12 protein-coding genes are annotated in these 16,181 nt (G+C 62.9%); 10 read left to right on the top strand and 2 right to left on the bottom strand.

Features of this window, described 5'->3' with window-relative positions; genetic code table 11:
- Positions 1-177: 177 nt before the first annotated feature.
- Positions 178-1,368, bottom strand: coding sequence for a M20 aminoacylase family protein (locus AWB83_RS33895; RefSeq protein ID WP_087049966.1), 1,191 nt, complete (start codon positions 1,366-1,368; stop codon positions 178-180).
- Between the two features lie 164 nt (positions 1,369-1,532).
- Here AWB83_RS33895 and AWB83_RS33890 point away from each other — a divergent pair, with 164 nt between their 5' ends.
- Together AWB83_RS33890 and AWB83_RS33885 are read left to right on the top strand one after the other, a co-directional pair.
- Positions 1,533-3,614: a molybdopterin-containing oxidoreductase family protein gene (locus tag AWB83_RS33890; RefSeq protein WP_087049965.1), complete on the top strand. Its 2,082-nt coding sequence runs from the start codon at positions 1,533-1,535 to the stop codon at positions 3,612-3,614.
- A 128-nt stretch (positions 3,615-3,742) separates the two neighbouring features.
- A complete protein-coding gene (locus AWB83_RS33885; RefSeq protein ID WP_087049964.1) occupies positions 3,743-5,416 on the top strand; it encodes a long-chain fatty acid--CoA ligase in 1,674 nt (557 codons plus the stop codon).
- Between the two features lie 160 nt (positions 5,417-5,576).
- Here the strand turns inward: AWB83_RS33885 and AWB83_RS33880 are convergent, their stop codons facing one another.
- Positions 5,577-6,758 carry a porin gene (locus AWB83_RS33880; RefSeq protein WP_087049963.1) on the bottom strand — a complete coding sequence of 394 codons (1,182 nt, stop codon included), beginning with the start codon at positions 6,756-6,758 and terminating at the stop codon, positions 5,577-5,579.
- 496 nt (positions 6,759-7,254) lie between these two features.
- Here AWB83_RS33880 and coq7 point away from each other — a divergent pair, with 496 nt between their 5' ends.
- The 8 genes from coq7 (at position 7,255) to mraY (ending at position 16,118) form a co-directional block, all read left to right on the top strand.
- A complete protein-coding gene (gene coq7, locus AWB83_RS33875; RefSeq protein WP_087049962.1) occupies positions 7,255-7,923 on the top strand; it encodes a 2-polyprenyl-3-methyl-6-methoxy-1,4-benzoquinone monooxygenase in 669 nt (222 codons plus the stop codon).
- A 441-nt stretch (positions 7,924-8,364) separates the two neighbouring features.
- A complete protein-coding gene (gene mraZ / locus AWB83_RS33870) occupies positions 8,365-8,793 on the top strand; it encodes a division/cell wall cluster transcriptional repressor MraZ (protein ID WP_087049961.1) in 429 nt (142 codons plus the stop codon).
- Positions 8,794-8,809: 16 nt separating this feature from the next.
- Positions 8,810-9,763, top strand: coding sequence for a 16S rRNA (cytosine(1402)-N(4))-methyltransferase RsmH (rsmH, locus tag AWB83_RS33865; RefSeq protein WP_087049960.1), 954 nt, complete (start codon positions 8,810-8,812; stop codon positions 9,761-9,763).
- The gene (gene ftsL, locus AWB83_RS33860) at positions 9,760-10,104 is read left to right on the top strand and encodes a cell division protein FtsL (protein ID WP_087049959.1); all 345 of its coding nucleotides are present in this window, start codon (positions 9,760-9,762) and stop codon (positions 10,102-10,104) included. Before rsmH ends, ftsL begins: the two co-directional genes overlap by 4 nt.
- On the top strand, positions 10,101-11,957 hold the full coding sequence (locus AWB83_RS33855; RefSeq protein ID WP_087049958.1) for a peptidoglycan D,D-transpeptidase FtsI family protein: 1,857 nt from the start codon (positions 10,101-10,103) through the stop codon (positions 11,955-11,957). The genes ftsL and AWB83_RS33855 overlap by 4 nt, the downstream gene beginning before the upstream one ends.
- The gene (locus tag AWB83_RS33850) at positions 11,954-13,498 is read left to right on the top strand and encodes a UDP-N-acetylmuramoyl-L-alanyl-D-glutamate--2,6-diaminopimelate ligase (RefSeq protein WP_087049957.1); all 1,545 of its coding nucleotides are present in this window, start codon (positions 11,954-11,956) and stop codon (positions 13,496-13,498) included. The genes AWB83_RS33855 and AWB83_RS33850 overlap by 4 nt, the downstream gene beginning before the upstream one ends.
- The gene (locus AWB83_RS33845) at positions 13,495-14,925 is read left to right on the top strand and encodes a UDP-N-acetylmuramoyl-tripeptide--D-alanyl-D-alanine ligase (protein ID WP_087049956.1); all 1,431 of its coding nucleotides are present in this window, start codon (positions 13,495-13,497) and stop codon (positions 14,923-14,925) included. The genes AWB83_RS33850 and AWB83_RS33845 overlap by 4 nt, the downstream gene beginning before the upstream one ends.
- A gap of 23 nt (positions 14,926-14,948) precedes the next feature.
- The gene (mraY, locus tag AWB83_RS33840; protein WP_087049955.1) at positions 14,949-16,118 is read left to right on the top strand and encodes a phospho-N-acetylmuramoyl-pentapeptide-transferase; all 1,170 of its coding nucleotides are present in this window, start codon (positions 14,949-14,951) and stop codon (positions 16,116-16,118) included.
- Positions 16,119-16,181 lie beyond the last annotated feature (63 nt).

Raw genomic sequence — 16,181 nt, 5'->3', positions numbered from 1 at the left:
TGATAGTGCGGATCTCCCGTGTGAAAGTAGGTAATCGTCAGGCTCCTCATGCTTCACGCAAAAACCCCACCCCAAAAGGTGGGGTTTTTGCGTTGGCGCGCGCGAAAATGCGCCTCGTTCGAAACTGAATCCGGTTACGGCGATTCAACCATCCGAAACGAATCGCCGCATTGAGCCTCAGCGCGCCAGGAATCGCTCGGCCAAGCGCACCCAGTACGATGATCCAACAGACAGCAAATCATCGTTGAAGTCATAGCTGGCGTTGTGCAGCATGCACGGTCCCGCGCCGTGGCCTTCCTCGCGATGTCCTCCGTCGCCGTTACCCAGAAACGCGTAGCACCCGGGCTTTTCGAGAAGCATGAACGAAAAGTCCTCCGCACCCATCGTCGGTTCGACGGCGCCGTCCACCTTGTCTTTCCCAACGATCTCCGCCATGACCTCGGCGGCGAATCGCGCCTCCTTCGGCGAATTGATGGTCGGCGGGTAATTCCTATGGAAGTGGAGTTCAGCCTCGCAGTCATAGGCCCCCGCAGTCGCTTCGACAATTTTGCGCATACGCTCTTCGATCAGATCGAGCGTCTCGACTGTGAACGTCCTCACGGTACCGCCGAGCCAGGCCTGATCCGGCACGACATTGACGGCATCGCCCGCGTGAATCTGCGTGATGGAAAGAACCGCGGTATCGATGGGTTTCTTGTTGCGCGTGATGATGCTCTGCAGTCCGCTCGCGATCTGCACCGCGGTAAAGACCGGATCGCGCCCGTTATGCGGCAAAGCCGCGTGGGAACCGGTCCCGCGGATCGTGATGCGAAATTCGTTGCTCGATGCCATGATCGGCCCTTCCGTCACGCCGAAGTGACCTGCCGGCATGCCTGGCCAGTTGTGAATGCCAAACACGGCATCCACGGGAAAACGCTTGAAGAGCCCGTCCTCGATCATCGCCTTGGCGCCCGCGCCGCCTTCCTCGGCGGGCTGGAAGATGAACACGACGGTTCCATCGAACTTGCCGTGCTCGGCCAGATGCTTCGCGGCTCCGAGCAGCATCGCGGTGTGGCCATCGTGGCCACAGGCGTGCATGCGCCCCTCTTTTGTCGATCGATGCTCAAACGTGTTCAGCTCCTGAATGGGCAGCGCGTCCATATCGGCGCGAAGTCCGATCGATGCGCCGCCGTTCCCACGCTTCAGCACGCCGACGACGCCCGTCTTGCCCAACCCCCGATGCACCTCGATTCCCCACCGTTCGAGACTGTCGGCCACAAGTTTCGCCGTGCCCAACTCCTCATAGCGCAGTTCGGGATGGGCATGGATCGTTCGTCGGAGCGTTTTTATTTCGTCGTGTGATGCTTCGATTTCTGGGATCAGATTCATTTGAATCGCTCTCACGTTTGAATTCGGAATGCGCGTATTGACTGCGCATCTAGTTCCCTCATTCTACGCCGCCACTATTTGCTGCACCGGACGGTCGATCGCATAGCGGCCGTAATAGAATTCGGTCATCTACCGCCTTTTATTCTGATTTACCGGACTTTCCGATGAACGCTCCAGCCGAGTTCACCCGAGCCGTATGCCCGCACGATTGCCCCGACACTTGCGCTCTGCGCGTCACTGTCCGCGACGGCAAGGCAGTGAAGGTCACTGGCGATCCAGATCATCCGCCGACGCAGGGCGTGCTCTGTACGAAAGTCGCGCGGTATGCCGAGCGCACGCACCACAAGGATCGCCTTCTGACTCCGCTGCGGCGCGTCGGCAAAAAGGGGGAGGGCCGGTTCGAGCCGATCGGTTGGGATGAGGCGTTGCAAATTGCCGCCGATCGCCTGAGTTCGATTGCCCGGCGCGCGCCCGAAGCGATCGTTCCGTACAGCTACGCCGGGACGATGGGACTGGTGCAGGGCGAAAGCATCGCGGCCCGATTCTTCAACGTGCTCGGCGCGTCGCGGCTGGAGCGCACCATTTGCGCCGCGGCGGGTGCGGCCGGCCTGCGCTACACGTACGGCGCGAGCCTCGGCATGCATGCGGAGTATTACGAAGAGAGCGAATTGATTTTGATCTGGGGCGCCAACCCCATCGCCTCGAGTCTGCATTTCTGGACGCGCGCTCAGGAGGCGAAGCGTCGCGGCGCGAAGCTGATTGCGATCGATCCCTACAAATCGTTGACCGCCGAGAAGTGTCATGAGCACATCGCGCTTCGGCCGGGAACCGATGCGGCGCTCGCGCTCGGCATGATCGACGTGCTGATCCGCGAGAATCGCATCGATCGCGAATACGTGAATGCGCACACGCTCGGCTTCGACGAACTCGCGAAGCGCGCCGCGCAGTATCCGCCGTCGCGCGTGGCGCAGATCTGCGGCATCGAAGAAAGTGTGATTGTCGAGCTGGCGCGTGCGTTCGGATCGACGAAGAAGGCCGCAATTCGCCTCAACTACGGCATGCAGCGTGTGCGCGGCGGCGGCAACGCGGTGCGTGCGATCGCCTGCCTGCCGTCGCTCACCGGAGCCTGGCGCGAGCGTGCGGGCGGCTTGCTGCTGTCCTCGTCGGGCTGGACACCGATCGACGGCAGCGCGCTCGAGCGCCCCGACCTGCTGCCCGGCTGGCCGTCGAAACTGCCTCGTGCAATCAACATGAACGCGATCGGCGACGCGCTGCTGCATCCAGGCGACGAAGCCTTCGGGCCGAAGATCGAAGCGCTGATCGTCTACAACTCGAACCCTGTCGCGGTCGCGCCCGACTCGGCGAAGGTCGCGGCGGGATTCGCGCGCGAGGATCTTTTCACGATCGTGCTCGAACATTTCCAGACCGATACGGCCGACTACGCCGACCTCATCTTCCCCGCGACGACTCAACTCGAGCATCTCGACGTACACAAGTCATACGGGCATACGCACGTGATGGCGAATCTGCCGGCGATTCAGCCCGTCGGCGACGCGCGGCCGAACACCGAGATCTTCCGTGGCATGGCGCGCGCGATGGGTCTCGTCGAGCCGGCACTTTTCGAAACCGACGAGCAGATTGCATCGATGGCTTTCCGCTGGAACGACGCCACGCTCGAAGGCGAGAGCTGGGAGACGTTGAAGACGTCCGGTTGGCTGAAGCTCAAGATCGCCGAGGCTCCGCTGGCAGACGGCGGTTTCCGCACGCCGTCCGGAAAATGCGAGTTCTACAGCGAACGTCTGAAGCGCGAGGGCCTCGATCCGCTGCCGGACTATCTGCCGCCATACGAGTCCGCGGACGGATCGCCGGAACTGGCTGCCCGCTATCCGCTCGCGATGATTTCGCCGCCCGCGCGCAATTTCCTGAACAGCAGTTTCGTGAATATCGAGAGCCTGCGCGCGGCGGAGCGCGAGCCGCATCTCGATATCCATCCCGCCGACGCGCAAGCGCGCGGCATCGCCGACGGCGCACTGGTGCGCATCTTCAACGATCGCGGCTCGATGCAGGCCCGCGCGCGCGTGACGGAGCGTGCGCGCGAGGGCGTCGTCGTCGGCCTGTCGATCTGGTGGAAAAAGTTGTCCCCCGATGGCTGCAACGCCAACCAGGTGACGAGCCAGGCACTCACCGATCTGGGAGGATCCGCAACGTTCTACGATTGCCTCGTGGAAGTGGAGCAGATGCATTGATGGCACCTGGCAGAGCGGACTCGAACGAGTCTGGTATATGGCGTCTAACCCAGTTGTCGGAGACCGAACGAGAAGCTAGGATTCAGTTTCCGCACGACCATTCTAAAATCATATAAAGGAGACGCCGTATGGAGAAACCCTGGCTGAAGTCGTACCCGGCCGGCGTGCCTGCGGAAATCGACGCGTCGGTGTATCGGTCCGTTTCCGAACTGCTCGAAGACAGTTTTCGCGCGAATCGCGACCGTCGCGCGTTCATCTGCATGGGCCAGGCGATCACCTACGGCGAGCTCGACACGATGTCGAGAAACCTGGCCGCATGGTTCCAGAAAAAGGGGCTCAAGCCCGGCGCGCGCATCGCGCTGATGATGCCCAACATCCTGCAATATCCGGTAGCGATCGCGGCCGTGCTGCGCGCCGGTTATATCGTCGTCAACGTCAATCCGCTCTATACACCGCGCGAGCTCGAGCATCAGTTGAAGGACAGCGGGGCGGAAGCGATCGTTATCCTCGAGAACTTCGCGGTCACGCTTCAGGCCGTGATCGGCAACACCGGGATCAAGCACGTGGTCGTCGCTGCGATGGGCGATCTCATGGGCGTGAAGGGACTGCTCGTCAACTTCGTCGTCCGGCGCGTGAAGAAGATGGTGCCCGAGTGGAATCTGCCCGGCAGCATCCGCTTCAACGATGCGCTCGACGAAGGCGCCCGCGGCACGCTCGAGCCCGTTGATCAGAAGCCCGACGATGCCGCATTCCTGCAGTACACGGGCGGCACGACCGGCGTCGCGAAGGGCGCGACGCTCACGCACCGCAACCTGATCGCAAACGTGCTGCAGTCCGAAGTGTGGTTGAACCCGGCTCGCCAGCGCCGTCCCGACATCGATCAGTTCGTGTGCGTGGTCGCGCTGCCGCTGTATCACATCTTCGCGCTGACGGTGTGCGGACTGCTCACGATCCGCACCGGCGGTGTCGGCGTGCTGATTCCGAATCCGCGCGACATCGCGGGCACCATCAAGGAGCTGAAGGGCATATCGATCAACACGTTCCCGGCGGTCAACACGCTCTATAACGCGCTGCTGAATCACCCGGACTTCGGCAAGCTCGATTTCTCCAAGCTCATCGCGGCGAACGGCGGCGGCATGGCAGTTCAGGAGGCCGTGGCGAAACGCTGGTTCGCGGTGACGGGGGTGCCGATCATCGAAGGCTACGGATTGTCGGAGACTTCGCCTTGCGTCACCTGCAATCCGGTGACCGCGACCGAATACACGGGCACGATCGGCTTGCCGCTTCCGTCGACGGAAGTATCCATCCGCGACGACGACAACAACGAAGTGCCGCTCGGCCAGCCCGGCGAGATCTGCATTCGCGGACCGCAGGTGATGGCCGGTTACTGGAACCGGCCCGACGAAACGGCGAAGGTGATGACGCCCGACGGCTTCCTCCGCTCGGGCGATGTCGGCGTGCTGGATGAACGCGGTTACGTGAAGATCGTCGATCGCAAGAAGGACATGATCCTGGTGTCGGGATTCAACGTGTATCCGAACGAAATCGAGGATGTCGTCGCGATGCTGCCCGGCGTGTTCGAAGTCGCGGCCGTCGGCGTGAAGGATCAGAACTCGGGCGAAGCGGTGAAGCTCTTCATCGTGCGCAAGGATCCGAGCCTGACCGAAGCCGATGTCATGGCCTACTGCAAGGAGCGGCTCACGGGCTATAAGCGTCCGCGCATGATCGAGTTTCGCAACGATCTGCCGAAGAGCAATGTCGGCAAGATCTTGCGGCGGGAGTTGCGCGACGGGCGCGCCTAGCCGCTGAAATCTGCTGAACTGAATCAGCCTTCGCGTCGCGAGACACGAGGGCTTTTTTGTTGTCCGCGTGCGACATGAGAAACAGGCGCCAGTCCGGGCGGGCAAGAAAAAAAGGCGCCCGGAGGCGCCTTTCAGGAGATACCGCTTTGTTACGACCTTATTAGAACTTGTGACGGATGCCGACGAGAGCCGCAACCTGGTTCGACGTCGACGACGGCGACAGGCCGTTGATGCTCGCGACCGCTGCGCGGTTCGTCGAGTCCGTGCCGCTCGCGTGCTGATACACGCCATCGATGTACACGTCGGTACGCTTGGACAGGAAGTAGTCCGCGCCGAGCATCGCCTGATGGTACTTGGCATCGCCCAGACCGTAGCCCTTCGTGTAGTCGTAGGCCACGCCCAGCAGCAGAGCCGGGGTCAACTGATACTTGAAGTTGATTTCGGCGTTGTGGAACTTGCCCGTGCCGCCCGTGAAGCCGCCGACCGGCGTCAGACCCGTGCCCGGCTCCGAACCCAGATCCTTGAACTGCGTGTTGCTATACGTCGCGCCGACCGTTGCTGCGCCGAACGTGTAAGCACCGCCAGCCGCGATCACTTGCTGCGTCTTCGCTGAAGCGTAGCCACCGATCACGCGGCTGTTCGGGAAGTTCGACGTCGAGCCGGCCGTCGTCGCCGTCTTCGAGTTCGCGTTGTTGCCGAAGAACGAGTAGTTCGGGTCCTTGACGTTCAAGTAGCCCGCGCCCAACTGCAGGGGACCTTGCGAGTAGCCCAGGCCGACCGACCAGATCTGGTTGCGGTTGAACTGGCCAGCGTTGCCGCCGAGGCTATACAGGCCGCCGAAGGTGAAGCCGGCGTAGTTCGCGCTGGTGAACTTGATCGCGTTGTTCACGCGATTCGAGTTGTTCATGTTGTCCAGGTCGCCCGGGTGCGCGCCGAAGTACGACGCCCACTGGCTACCGACTTCGAATGCGCCGGTGTAGTCAACCACGGAGTCGTACTGGCGACCCAGGGTGACCGTGCCGAACTGAGCCGTCGACAGACCGACGTATGCCTGGCGGCCGAACTCGTCGCCGCCCTGGCCGAGCTGGCCGTTGAACACGTTGAAGCCGTTTTCCAACACGAAGATGGCCTTCAGACCGCCACCGAGATCTTCCGTGCCGCGCAGGCCCCAACGGCTACCCTGCAGGTTGCCGCTGTTCATGGCGTATTGCTTCTGACCGCCACTGTTGTTCGTGTAGACGAAGCCTGCGTCGATGATGCCGTACAGCGTCACGCTGCTCTGCGCATGTGCGGCGCCAGCGAAAACGCCCAATGCTGCGAGAGCGAGAAGCGACTTTTTCATTGATTAGATCTCCAGGGAGTGTTTGCGACTTTTTGGCAAGGTCACTGTTCTAGCGCCAGTGTGTTGACGGTCCCTGCCGGGCTTCTTAAAGAAGTTGACACGTAATGTAACAAAGAGCCTTTGGCGGACAAAGGAAAAGGGGGTAGTCCGCCGGACGCATGTGACGTTTACGCAACAGGCGCTAAAATGTTGGTTTTGCAGGATTTTTGCGACCCGTGTTTGCCCTAATTCCAAAAAATGGTGCTCGGGAAAGGGCTAACCGGGGCATTTGTTCGTTGCAGAAGCACTCTGCTGTCGAGACCGCTGCGAGCCACGTGCGACAAGCCGGCACGGCTTCAGCGCCGGCCGATGTGCGCTAAGATCCGGGTTTTCCCGCCAAGGCCGATTCGAGAGATGGGTCGAGCGACCAACTCGGCGCAAATGTGGTCAAAGAATATAGATTGCTGAGGCCAGCAAGGTATTCGTTGACGGCGGAGACACGAAGAGAGGTGAGAACATGACACTCGATGAAGTCATCAGCGAGTTCGATCGCGGGCTGCGCTCCATGACCGGCGTGAGTCGCATGTCACGGCCGGTTCCCGAATCAACGATGTCGGGCCAGGGCGCCGAAAGCGATCTGTTCCCCGAGGAATCGCAACTGGAAGCGCAGCTCACCGAGAAGGAGCGCGCGCACTCGGCCGGGCTGATGCGCGTGAATCATGTCGGCGAGGTTTGCGCACAGGCGCTCTATCAGGCGCAAAAGCTCGCCACCAATTCGCCCGAGCTCAAGGCGGGCTTCGAGCACGCGGCTCGTGAAGAAGAAGATCACCTCGCCTGGACCTCGAAGCGCCTAAAAGACCTCGAATCACGTCCCAGTTTGTTGAACCCGCTCTGGTACGCCGGTGCGCTCGCGATCGGTTTCGTCGCGGGCCGCTTCGGCGATCGCGCGAGTCTTGGTTTCATGGCGGAGACCGAGCGTCAGGTCGAGCAGCACCTCGATGGCCATATGAAAACGTTGCCCGCCAACGATCACGCATCGCGCGCGATCGTCGAGCAAATGCGTGTCGACGAAAGCGCCCATGCAGCCGCCGCAATCGGCGCCGGCGGAGGTGAGATTCCGTTCCCGGTACGTGCGTTGATGCGCGCGGCATCGAGGGTCATGACCACCACCGCGTACTATATATAGTGCGTCGAACGCCTCGACCGATGCCCGTGTCGTCGGTCGAGCGCTCCTCGCGGCCGAATCCACCCGCGCCCCTGAAAATCGGCCCGGACAACGGTTACATTTCCCTCATTTCTCCGGCTGATTTCACGTAGTACCTTCACATCCCGCACTAGCTCTCTAATTCATAACGGTTTTCTCTTTTCTCGCCACTTCAAGCTCCTGCGCTAAGTCCTTGTTCTAGCGAATAAAAAGCACTCGAAAAAAAGGTACGCGTCTTGACCGAGGAAATGCGTTCCTCTAAAGTGGGAGACAGTGTGAGAAAGTGGTCTTTTGTGTGATTCAGAAGCCATTTTCGAGCGAAATCGCGGCGGGAAGGATGCCATCGTGGGCGTCCGTAGCCAGGCATGGGGCCAGAGAAAGCGCTAAAACCGCCGACTCCGGCCGCAACGGGGAGAAGGGCGAGTGTTCCAAGGGGCGTCGGCGCTGACGCTCGATGCGAAAGGGCGGATGTCGGTTCCGTCGCGCTATCGGGAAGCGCTGCAAGGGCAGGCAGAAGGCCGGGTGACGCTCACGAAGAGCCCGGATGGATGCTTGTTGCTGTTTCCTCGCCCTGAGTGGGAAGTCTTTCGCGCCAAGGTCGCCGCGCTTCCGATGGAAGCCATGTGGTGGCGGCGCATCTTTCTCGGCAATGCAATGGACGTTGAACTCGATGGCAACGGGCGCGTGCTGGTCTCGCCCGAGCTGCGCTCTGCCGCGTCGCTCGAAAAGGACGTGACGCTGCTCGGCATGGGCGCGCACTTCGAGTTGTGGGATTCGCAGACTTACGCCGCGAAGGAAGCCGCGGCGATGGCGCAGGGCATGCCCGACGCGCTGAAGAACTTCACTTTCTGACGCGGCGCTCGAGAACATGGCACCAGCGATGGGAAATGAACTGCAGCATCGCACGGTGCTGCTGAAAGAAGCGGTAGACGGACTGATCACGCGCACGGACGGCATCTACATAGATGGCACTTTCGGGCGCGGCGGTCACAGCCGGGCGATCTTGCAGCGGTTGGGGGAAGCGGGGCGGCTCATCGCCTTCGACAAGGACCCGCTGGCAATTGCCACGGCGCAGAAGATTCAGGACTCGCGCTTTTCGATCGTGCACGACAGCTTCGCGGCGTTGCGCGATGCGGCGGCCGAACGCGGAGTGCAGAAAGTGTCGGGCGTGTTGCTGGACCTTGGCGTGTCGTCGCCGCAAGTGGACGACCCGGAGCGCGGCTTCAGCTTCCGCGCAGAAGGTCCGCTCGACATGAGGATGGATCCGACTCGGGGCGAGTCGGCGGCTGAGTGGCTCGCTCGGGCCACGGTGCAGGAACTGACGGAGGTGATCAGAGATTATGGGGAAGAACGGTTTGCTTTTCAGATTGCAAAGGCGCTTGTTGCTCGCAGGGCAGAGTCCGACCGTCTTGGGCCTCTCGACAGCACGCGCGAGCTTGCCGAAATCGTGGGTAACGTCGTCAAAACCCGTGAAAAGGGCAAGGATCCGGCAACCCGCACCTTTCAGGCTATACGGATTCACGTCAATCAAGAGCTTGCGGAGCTGCAGGTAGTTCTCGAATCGGCATTGGCATTGTTGGAGCAAGGGGGGCGGCTGGTCGTGATCAGCTTTCATTCGCTCGAAGACCGGATCGTCAAGCGGTTCATGCAGGCGCACGCAAGCGCGCCCGCGGTGGACCGGCGCTTGCCGATCCGTGCGGTCGATCTTCCCAGCCCGCCGCTGCGCGTGGTCGGCCGCGTGTTTCCGAGTGAAGCTGAAGTGACCGGCAACCCCCGTGCGCGGTCCGCGGTGATGCGTATCGCGGAGCGGATCGCCCCATGAACCGTCTCAATATCTTCCTGTTGATCGTCGTGCTCGGGTGCGCGCTTTCGGTCGTCAGCGCCACCAACCAGCAGCGGCAGATCTTCATCGAGCTGCAGCGGGCGCAATCGCAGGAGCGCCAGCTTCAACAGGATTACGCGCAGTTGCAGTACCAGCAGAGCGCGCTGTCGAAGACATCGCGCATCGAGCAGTTGGCCACCAATTCCTTGAAAATGCAGCCCGTGACGACCGGCCGCACGCAATATCTCACCTACGACGCGGCTGCCAACAAGGCCGCCGACGCACCCATGCCGCCGCCGCTGCCGGCGTCGGCGCCGCCTGCACGCGGAGCCAAGCGATGAAAAAATCCGCGAAGCAGAAAGATGTCGCCCACACGCCGAACCCGCTTCTCGCCGTGCGCCTGCCGATGTGGCGCTCGAAATTCGTCGTGTTTTTGCTGTTCATGGCATTCGTCGCGCTCGCGGGGCGCGCGTTCTGGATTCAGGGCCCGGGCAACGCGTTCTTCAAGAAGCAGGGCGAAAGCCGTTATCAGCGCACGCTCGAACTGCCCGCCACGCGCGGCCAGATTCGCGACCGCAACGGCCTCGTGCTCGCGACCAGCCTGCCGGTGAAGGCCATCTGGGCAATTCCGGAAGCCGTGCCGAACGATCTCGGCGCTGACAAGCTCGCCGAACTGGCGAAGCTGCTCGACATGACGCAGAAGGACCTGCGCGCGAAGCTCTCGATGGACAAGACCTTCGTCTATGTGAAGCGTCAGGTGCCGCTCGAGGTCGCGCAGAAAGTCGCCGCGCTCGACATTCCCGGCATTTATTCGCGCGGCGAATACAAGCGCTTCTATCCGGAAGGCGAAATCACCGCGCATCTGATCGGCTTTACTAATATTGAAGACAAGGGGCAGGAAGGCGTCGAACTCGGCGACCAGAACGTCCTCGCCGGCACGCCGGGCATGCGCCGCGTCATCAAGGACCGCATGGGCCACATCGTCGAGGACGTCGACGAGCAGGTCGTGCCGCACAATGGTACGGATGTCGAACTCTCGATCGACAGCAAGATTCAGTACATCGCGTACACGAACCTGAAGGCGGCCGTCGAGAAGTCGAAGGCGAAGGCAGGCGCGGCAATCGTGATCGACACGAAGACGGGCGAGGTGCTCGCGCTCGTCAACTATCCCACCTACAACCCGAATGACCGCTCGCGCATGACCGGCGAGCAGTTGCGCAACCGCATTCTCACGGACACGTTCGAGCCGGGCTCGATCATGAAGCCTTTCACCGTTTCGCTCGCACTCGATCTGCATCGGGTGAGCCCGAACACGCTCGTCGAGACGGGCGGCGGCGTATTCGTGCTCGACGGCGCGCGCATCACCGACGATTCCGCCTTCGGCACGCTCACGGTCGGCGGTGTGATTCAGAAGTCGAGCAATATCGGCGCGACCAAAATTGCGATGCAATTGCGTCCGGAAGAAATGTGGAACATGTACACGAGCCTCGGGCTCGGCCAGGCGCCGAAAGTCGGTTTTCCGGGCGCGGTGACCGGGCGCCTGCGGCCGTGGAAAAGCTGGCGGCGCATCGAGCAGGCGACGATGTCCTACGGCTACGGCTTGTCGGCATCCCTGTTCCAACTCGCGCGCGCGTACACGGCGATCGCGCACGACGGCCAGATCCTGCCGGTGTCGATTTTCCGCACGCCGGGCAATCAGCCGGCCGTGGGCCAGCAAGTCTTTTCTCCGACCACCGCGCGTGAAGTGCGCGCGATGCTCGAAACCGTCGTGTCGAAGGGCGGCACGTCGCCGGATGCGGCGGTGCCGGGCTATCGCGTGGGCGGCAAGTCGGGTACGGCGTACAAGCACGGCGGCCATGGCTACGACCATTCGAAGTACCGCGCATCGTTCGTCGGCATGGCGCCGATGCCGAATCCGCGCATCGTCGTAGCCGTGTCGGTCGACGAGCCGACGGCGGGCAGCCACTTCGGCGGCCAGGTGTCGGGTCCGGTGTTCTCGAGCATCGTCGGTGATACGCTGCGCGCGCTCAACGTGCCGCCCGACATGCCGGTCAAGCAGATGGTCGTGACCGACGATTCGAATTCCGCCACGCAGCCGGCGGCTCAGCAGCCGCCGAACACGAACAACGCAAACACCGCGAAGAAAGTCGCGGTGTCGAGCAATACGAAGACGCACCCGGGAGTCGTGCGATGAGCGCGCAAGCCCGCCAGAGCAAGATGCAGAAGGACGTTTCACACGCCGTTCGATGGCTGCGCGCGCACGCGCAGCCCGAGGCGCAATTGCATGCCGACACGCGCTCGCTCAAGAGCGGCGACGTGTTTCTCGCGTACGCCGTCGACGGCGCGGACAACCGTCCGTATCTCGACGCCGCACTCGCCGCGGGCGCGGCTGCCGCGCTCTATCAGCCTGAGCATTTCGCGGGCAAGCCGGATCCATCGAAGACGCTCGCCGTGAAGGGGCTCAACGAGCTCGCCGGCCCGATCGCGGCTGCATGGTACGGCGAGCCGACAGCGTCGATGCTCACCGTCGGCGTGACGGGCACGAACGGCAAGACCTCGTGCAGCCAGTGGGTCGCCACCGCGCTGACGGCGCTCGGCCGTCCGTGCGCGATCGTCGGCACGCTCGGCATCGGCATGCCGGGCAAGCTCGTGCACAGCGGCTTCACGACCCCCGACGCGCCGCAGCTGCAGCGCAATCTCGCGCAGTTGAGGCGCCAGGGCGCGGAAGGCATCGCGATGGAAGTGTCCTCGCATGCGCTGCATCAGGGCCGGGTGAACGGCGTCGATTTCGACATCGCCATCTTCACGAATCTCACGCAGGATCATCTCGATTACCACGGCACCTTCGACGCCTACGAAGCCGCGAAGTCGCGTCTTTTCGCATGGCCGACGCTCAAGACGGCCGTCGTCAATCGCGACGATGCGGCGGGCCAGCGCCTGATCGAATCGCTGCGCGGCAAGGTCCGCACGATTGCCTACGGCGTCGAAATGCCCGCGAACGCGGCGCCGGGCGCCGACGCGATGTTGCTCGCGACACAAGTCCGCGCGACCGCGACGGGCACCGCGTTTCATCTTTCGTCCGACTGGGGCGAAGCCGATGTCGAAGTCGGCACGCTCGGCACGTTCAACGTGAGCAATCTGCTTGCGGTGCTCGGCGCGCTGCTCGAAGTCGGCGTGCCTTTCGATGCCGCCATCGCGCGCATCGAAAAGCTCGAATCGGTCAACGGCCGCATGGAGCGCCTGGGCGGGCGCATCCAGAACGACGAGCCGCTCGTCGTGATCGACTACGCGCACACGCCCGATGCGCTCGATAAAACCCTCGCCGCACTGCGCCCGATCGCGGATGCGCGCGGCGGCGAGCTCGTCTGCATGTTCGGCTGCGGCGGCGATCGCGATGCGACCAAGCGTCCGCTGATGGGCGCGATCGCCGAGCGTCTCGCGGACCAGGTCGTCATCACGAGCGACAATCCGCGCAGCGAGGAGCCGCAGTCGATCATCGATCAGATCGCGGCCGGCATGAACGACGCATCGAAAGCACGCCGTATCGAAGACCGCGCGAGCGCCATCCTCCAGGCGATCCGCTCGGCGGCGCGTGAAGATGTCGTCGTGCTCGCGGGGAAGGGACACGAAGCCACGCAGGAAATCATGGGCAAGAAGCGCGCATTCTCCGATCAGGATCACGCGCGCCTCGCGCTTGCCGCACGCGCCACGCAACAGCGCGGAGGTGGCGAATGACGATGTTCACCCTGCGCGAAGCGGCCGGGATGATTCCGGGCGCCACGCTCAAAGGCGACGAGAACATCGCGATTACGCGCATCGTCACCGACAGCCGTGGCGTTCAGGCCGGTGACCTGTTCGTGGCGGTGAAAGGCGATCGCTTCGATGCGCATGATTTCCTCGATCAGGTTGCGAAGAGCGGCGCGGCCGCGGCGCTCGTATCGCGTGAACCCGACAACGCGAATGCGTGGCCGCTGCCTGTCATCAAGGTAAAGGACACGCGCGCCGGGCTCGGTGCGCTGGCACACGGCTGGCGCAGCCGCTTCACGATGCCGCTCGTCGCGGTGACGGGCAGCAACGGCAAGACGACGGTCAAGGAGATGATCGCGTCGATCTTCGCGGCGGCGGTCGGCGAAGAGGCGCGGCTCGCGACCGCGGGTAACTTCAATAACGACATCGGCTTGCCGCTCACGCTGTTCCGGCTGAACGCGTCGCACAAGCTAGCGGTCGTCGAGCTCGGCATGAATCATCCGGGCGAAACGGAAGCGCTCGGCAAGATTGCCGCGCCCGATGTCGCCGTGGTGAACAACGCGCAGCGCGAGCATCAGGAATTCATGGCGTCGGTCGAAGCGGTGGCGCTCGAGCACGCGTCGGTCATTCATGCGCTCGGCGAAACGGGCACCGCCGTGTTCCCCGCCGACGATCGTTACGCGAGCATCTGGCGCGTCGCCGCGACCGGCAATCCGATCATGGACTTCGCGCTCGCCGACGATCCCGCGAAGGCCGCCGTCACCGGCACGCTGAAGGGCACGACGGTGCACATGCGCACGCCACAAGGCGAGATCGAGATCGCGCTGTCCGTGCTCGGCGAGCACAACGCGCGCAACGCGCTGGCGGCCGCGGCGGCGGCGCTCGCCGCCGGCATTTCGCCCGATGCGATCAAGCGCGGGCTCGAAGCATTTCAGCCGGTGAAGGGGCGCCTGCAAGTGAAGCGCGCGATTCTCGGCGCGCTCGCGGGCGCGACAGTCATCGACGACACATACAACTCGAATCCCGACTCGATGCGCGCGGCGATCGACGTGCTCGCGGCACAGGCATCGCCGCGCGTGCTCGTGATGGGCGACATGGGCGAAGTCGGCGAGGAAGGCCCGGCGTTCCATCGCGAAGTCGGCGCGTATGCGGCCGAGCGCGGCATCGATGCGCTTTTCGCGCTCGGCGCCGCCAGCCGCGATTCCGTGAACGCCTTCAACGCGAAGGCATCGAAGCAGGCCGCGAAGCATTTCGGTGACGTCACCGAAATCGTCGCGGCACTCGAGGCAGCCGGTTACGGCGCTCAAGCAACGTATCTCGCAAAAGGCTCGCGCTTCATGAAGATGGAGCGCGTGGTGGACGCCTTGACGAGTCCACAACAACCCGCGGCGGGCAATGCGCCCGCCGCACACTGAATTACTGAAAGAGAAGGACCAGCATGCTACTTGCACTCGCGCAATGGCTTCAGAATGACGCCAGTTTCCTGCGCGTGTTCACCTACATCACGTTCCGCGCCGTGGGAGCCACGGCGACGGCGCTTTTGATCGGTCTCGTGTGCGGCCCCTGGGTCATCCGCAAGCTGACCGCGATGAAAGTCGGCCAAGCGGTGCGCAAGGACGGCCCGCAGACGCACCTCGTCAAATCCGGCACGCCGACGATGGGCGGCGTGCTGATTCTCATCGGCATCGCGGTGTCGACGTTGCTGTGGGCCGATCTCACGAACCGCTTCGTCTGGATCGTGATGCTCGTTACCTTCGGCTACGGCGTGATCGGCTGGGTGGACGACTATCGCAAGGTCGTGCACAAGGATCCGCGCGGCATGTCCTCGCGCGAGAAGTATTTCTGGCAATCGGTGATCGGCTTGTTCGCCGCCGTTTATCTGGCGTTCAGCGTGTCCGAAGCCAGCAACACGCGCGTGTTCGATTTGTTCATGGCGTGGGTGCGCAGCGGCCTCTCGATGGGTCTGCCCGCGCGCGCCGACCTGATGCTGCCGTTCGTCAAGGCGATCAGCTATCCGCTCGGCGTGTGGGGCTTCATCGCGCTGACGTACTTCGTGATCGTCGGCGCGAGCAACGCGGTGAATCTCACCGATGGCCTCGACGGTCTCGTCATCATGCCCGTCGTGCTGGTGGGCGCGTCGCTCGGCGCGTTCGCGTACGTGATGGGCAGTTCGGTCTATTCGAAGTATCTGCTGTTCCCGCACATTCCCGGCGCGGGCGAGTTGTTGATCTTCTGCTCCGCGATGGGCGGCGCGGGCCTCGCGTTTCTCTGGTACAACACGCACCCCGCGCAGGTCTTCATGGGCGATGTCGGCGCGCTCGCGCTCGGCGGCGCGCTCGGCACGATCGCGGTGATCGTCCGTCAGGAGATCGTGCTGTTCATCATGGGCGGCATCTTCGTCGCGGAAACGCTCTCGGTGATGCTGCAGGTCTTCTGGTTCAAGTTCACGAAGCGCCGTTATGGCGAAGGCCGCCGCTTCTTCAAGATGGCGCCGCTGCATCACCACTACGAGTTGTCCGGCTGGACTGAAACGCAAGTGGTGGTGCGCTTCTGGATCATCACGTTGATGCTGTGTCTCTTCGGCTTGTCGACGCTCAAGTTGCGTTGAGCTTTTCAACAGTCAGAACCGACTAATAGCAGGTTTCGTTTTTTGCAGGTCTCCGGGAAAGGT

Origin of the sequence: Caballeronia ptereochthonis, from assembly GCF_001545075.1 — a bacterium.
Classification (GTDB): Bacteria; Pseudomonadota; Gammaproteobacteria; order Burkholderiales; family Burkholderiaceae; genus Caballeronia; species Caballeronia ptereochthonis.
This window is presented reverse-complemented; position numbering and strand designations above follow the sequence as displayed.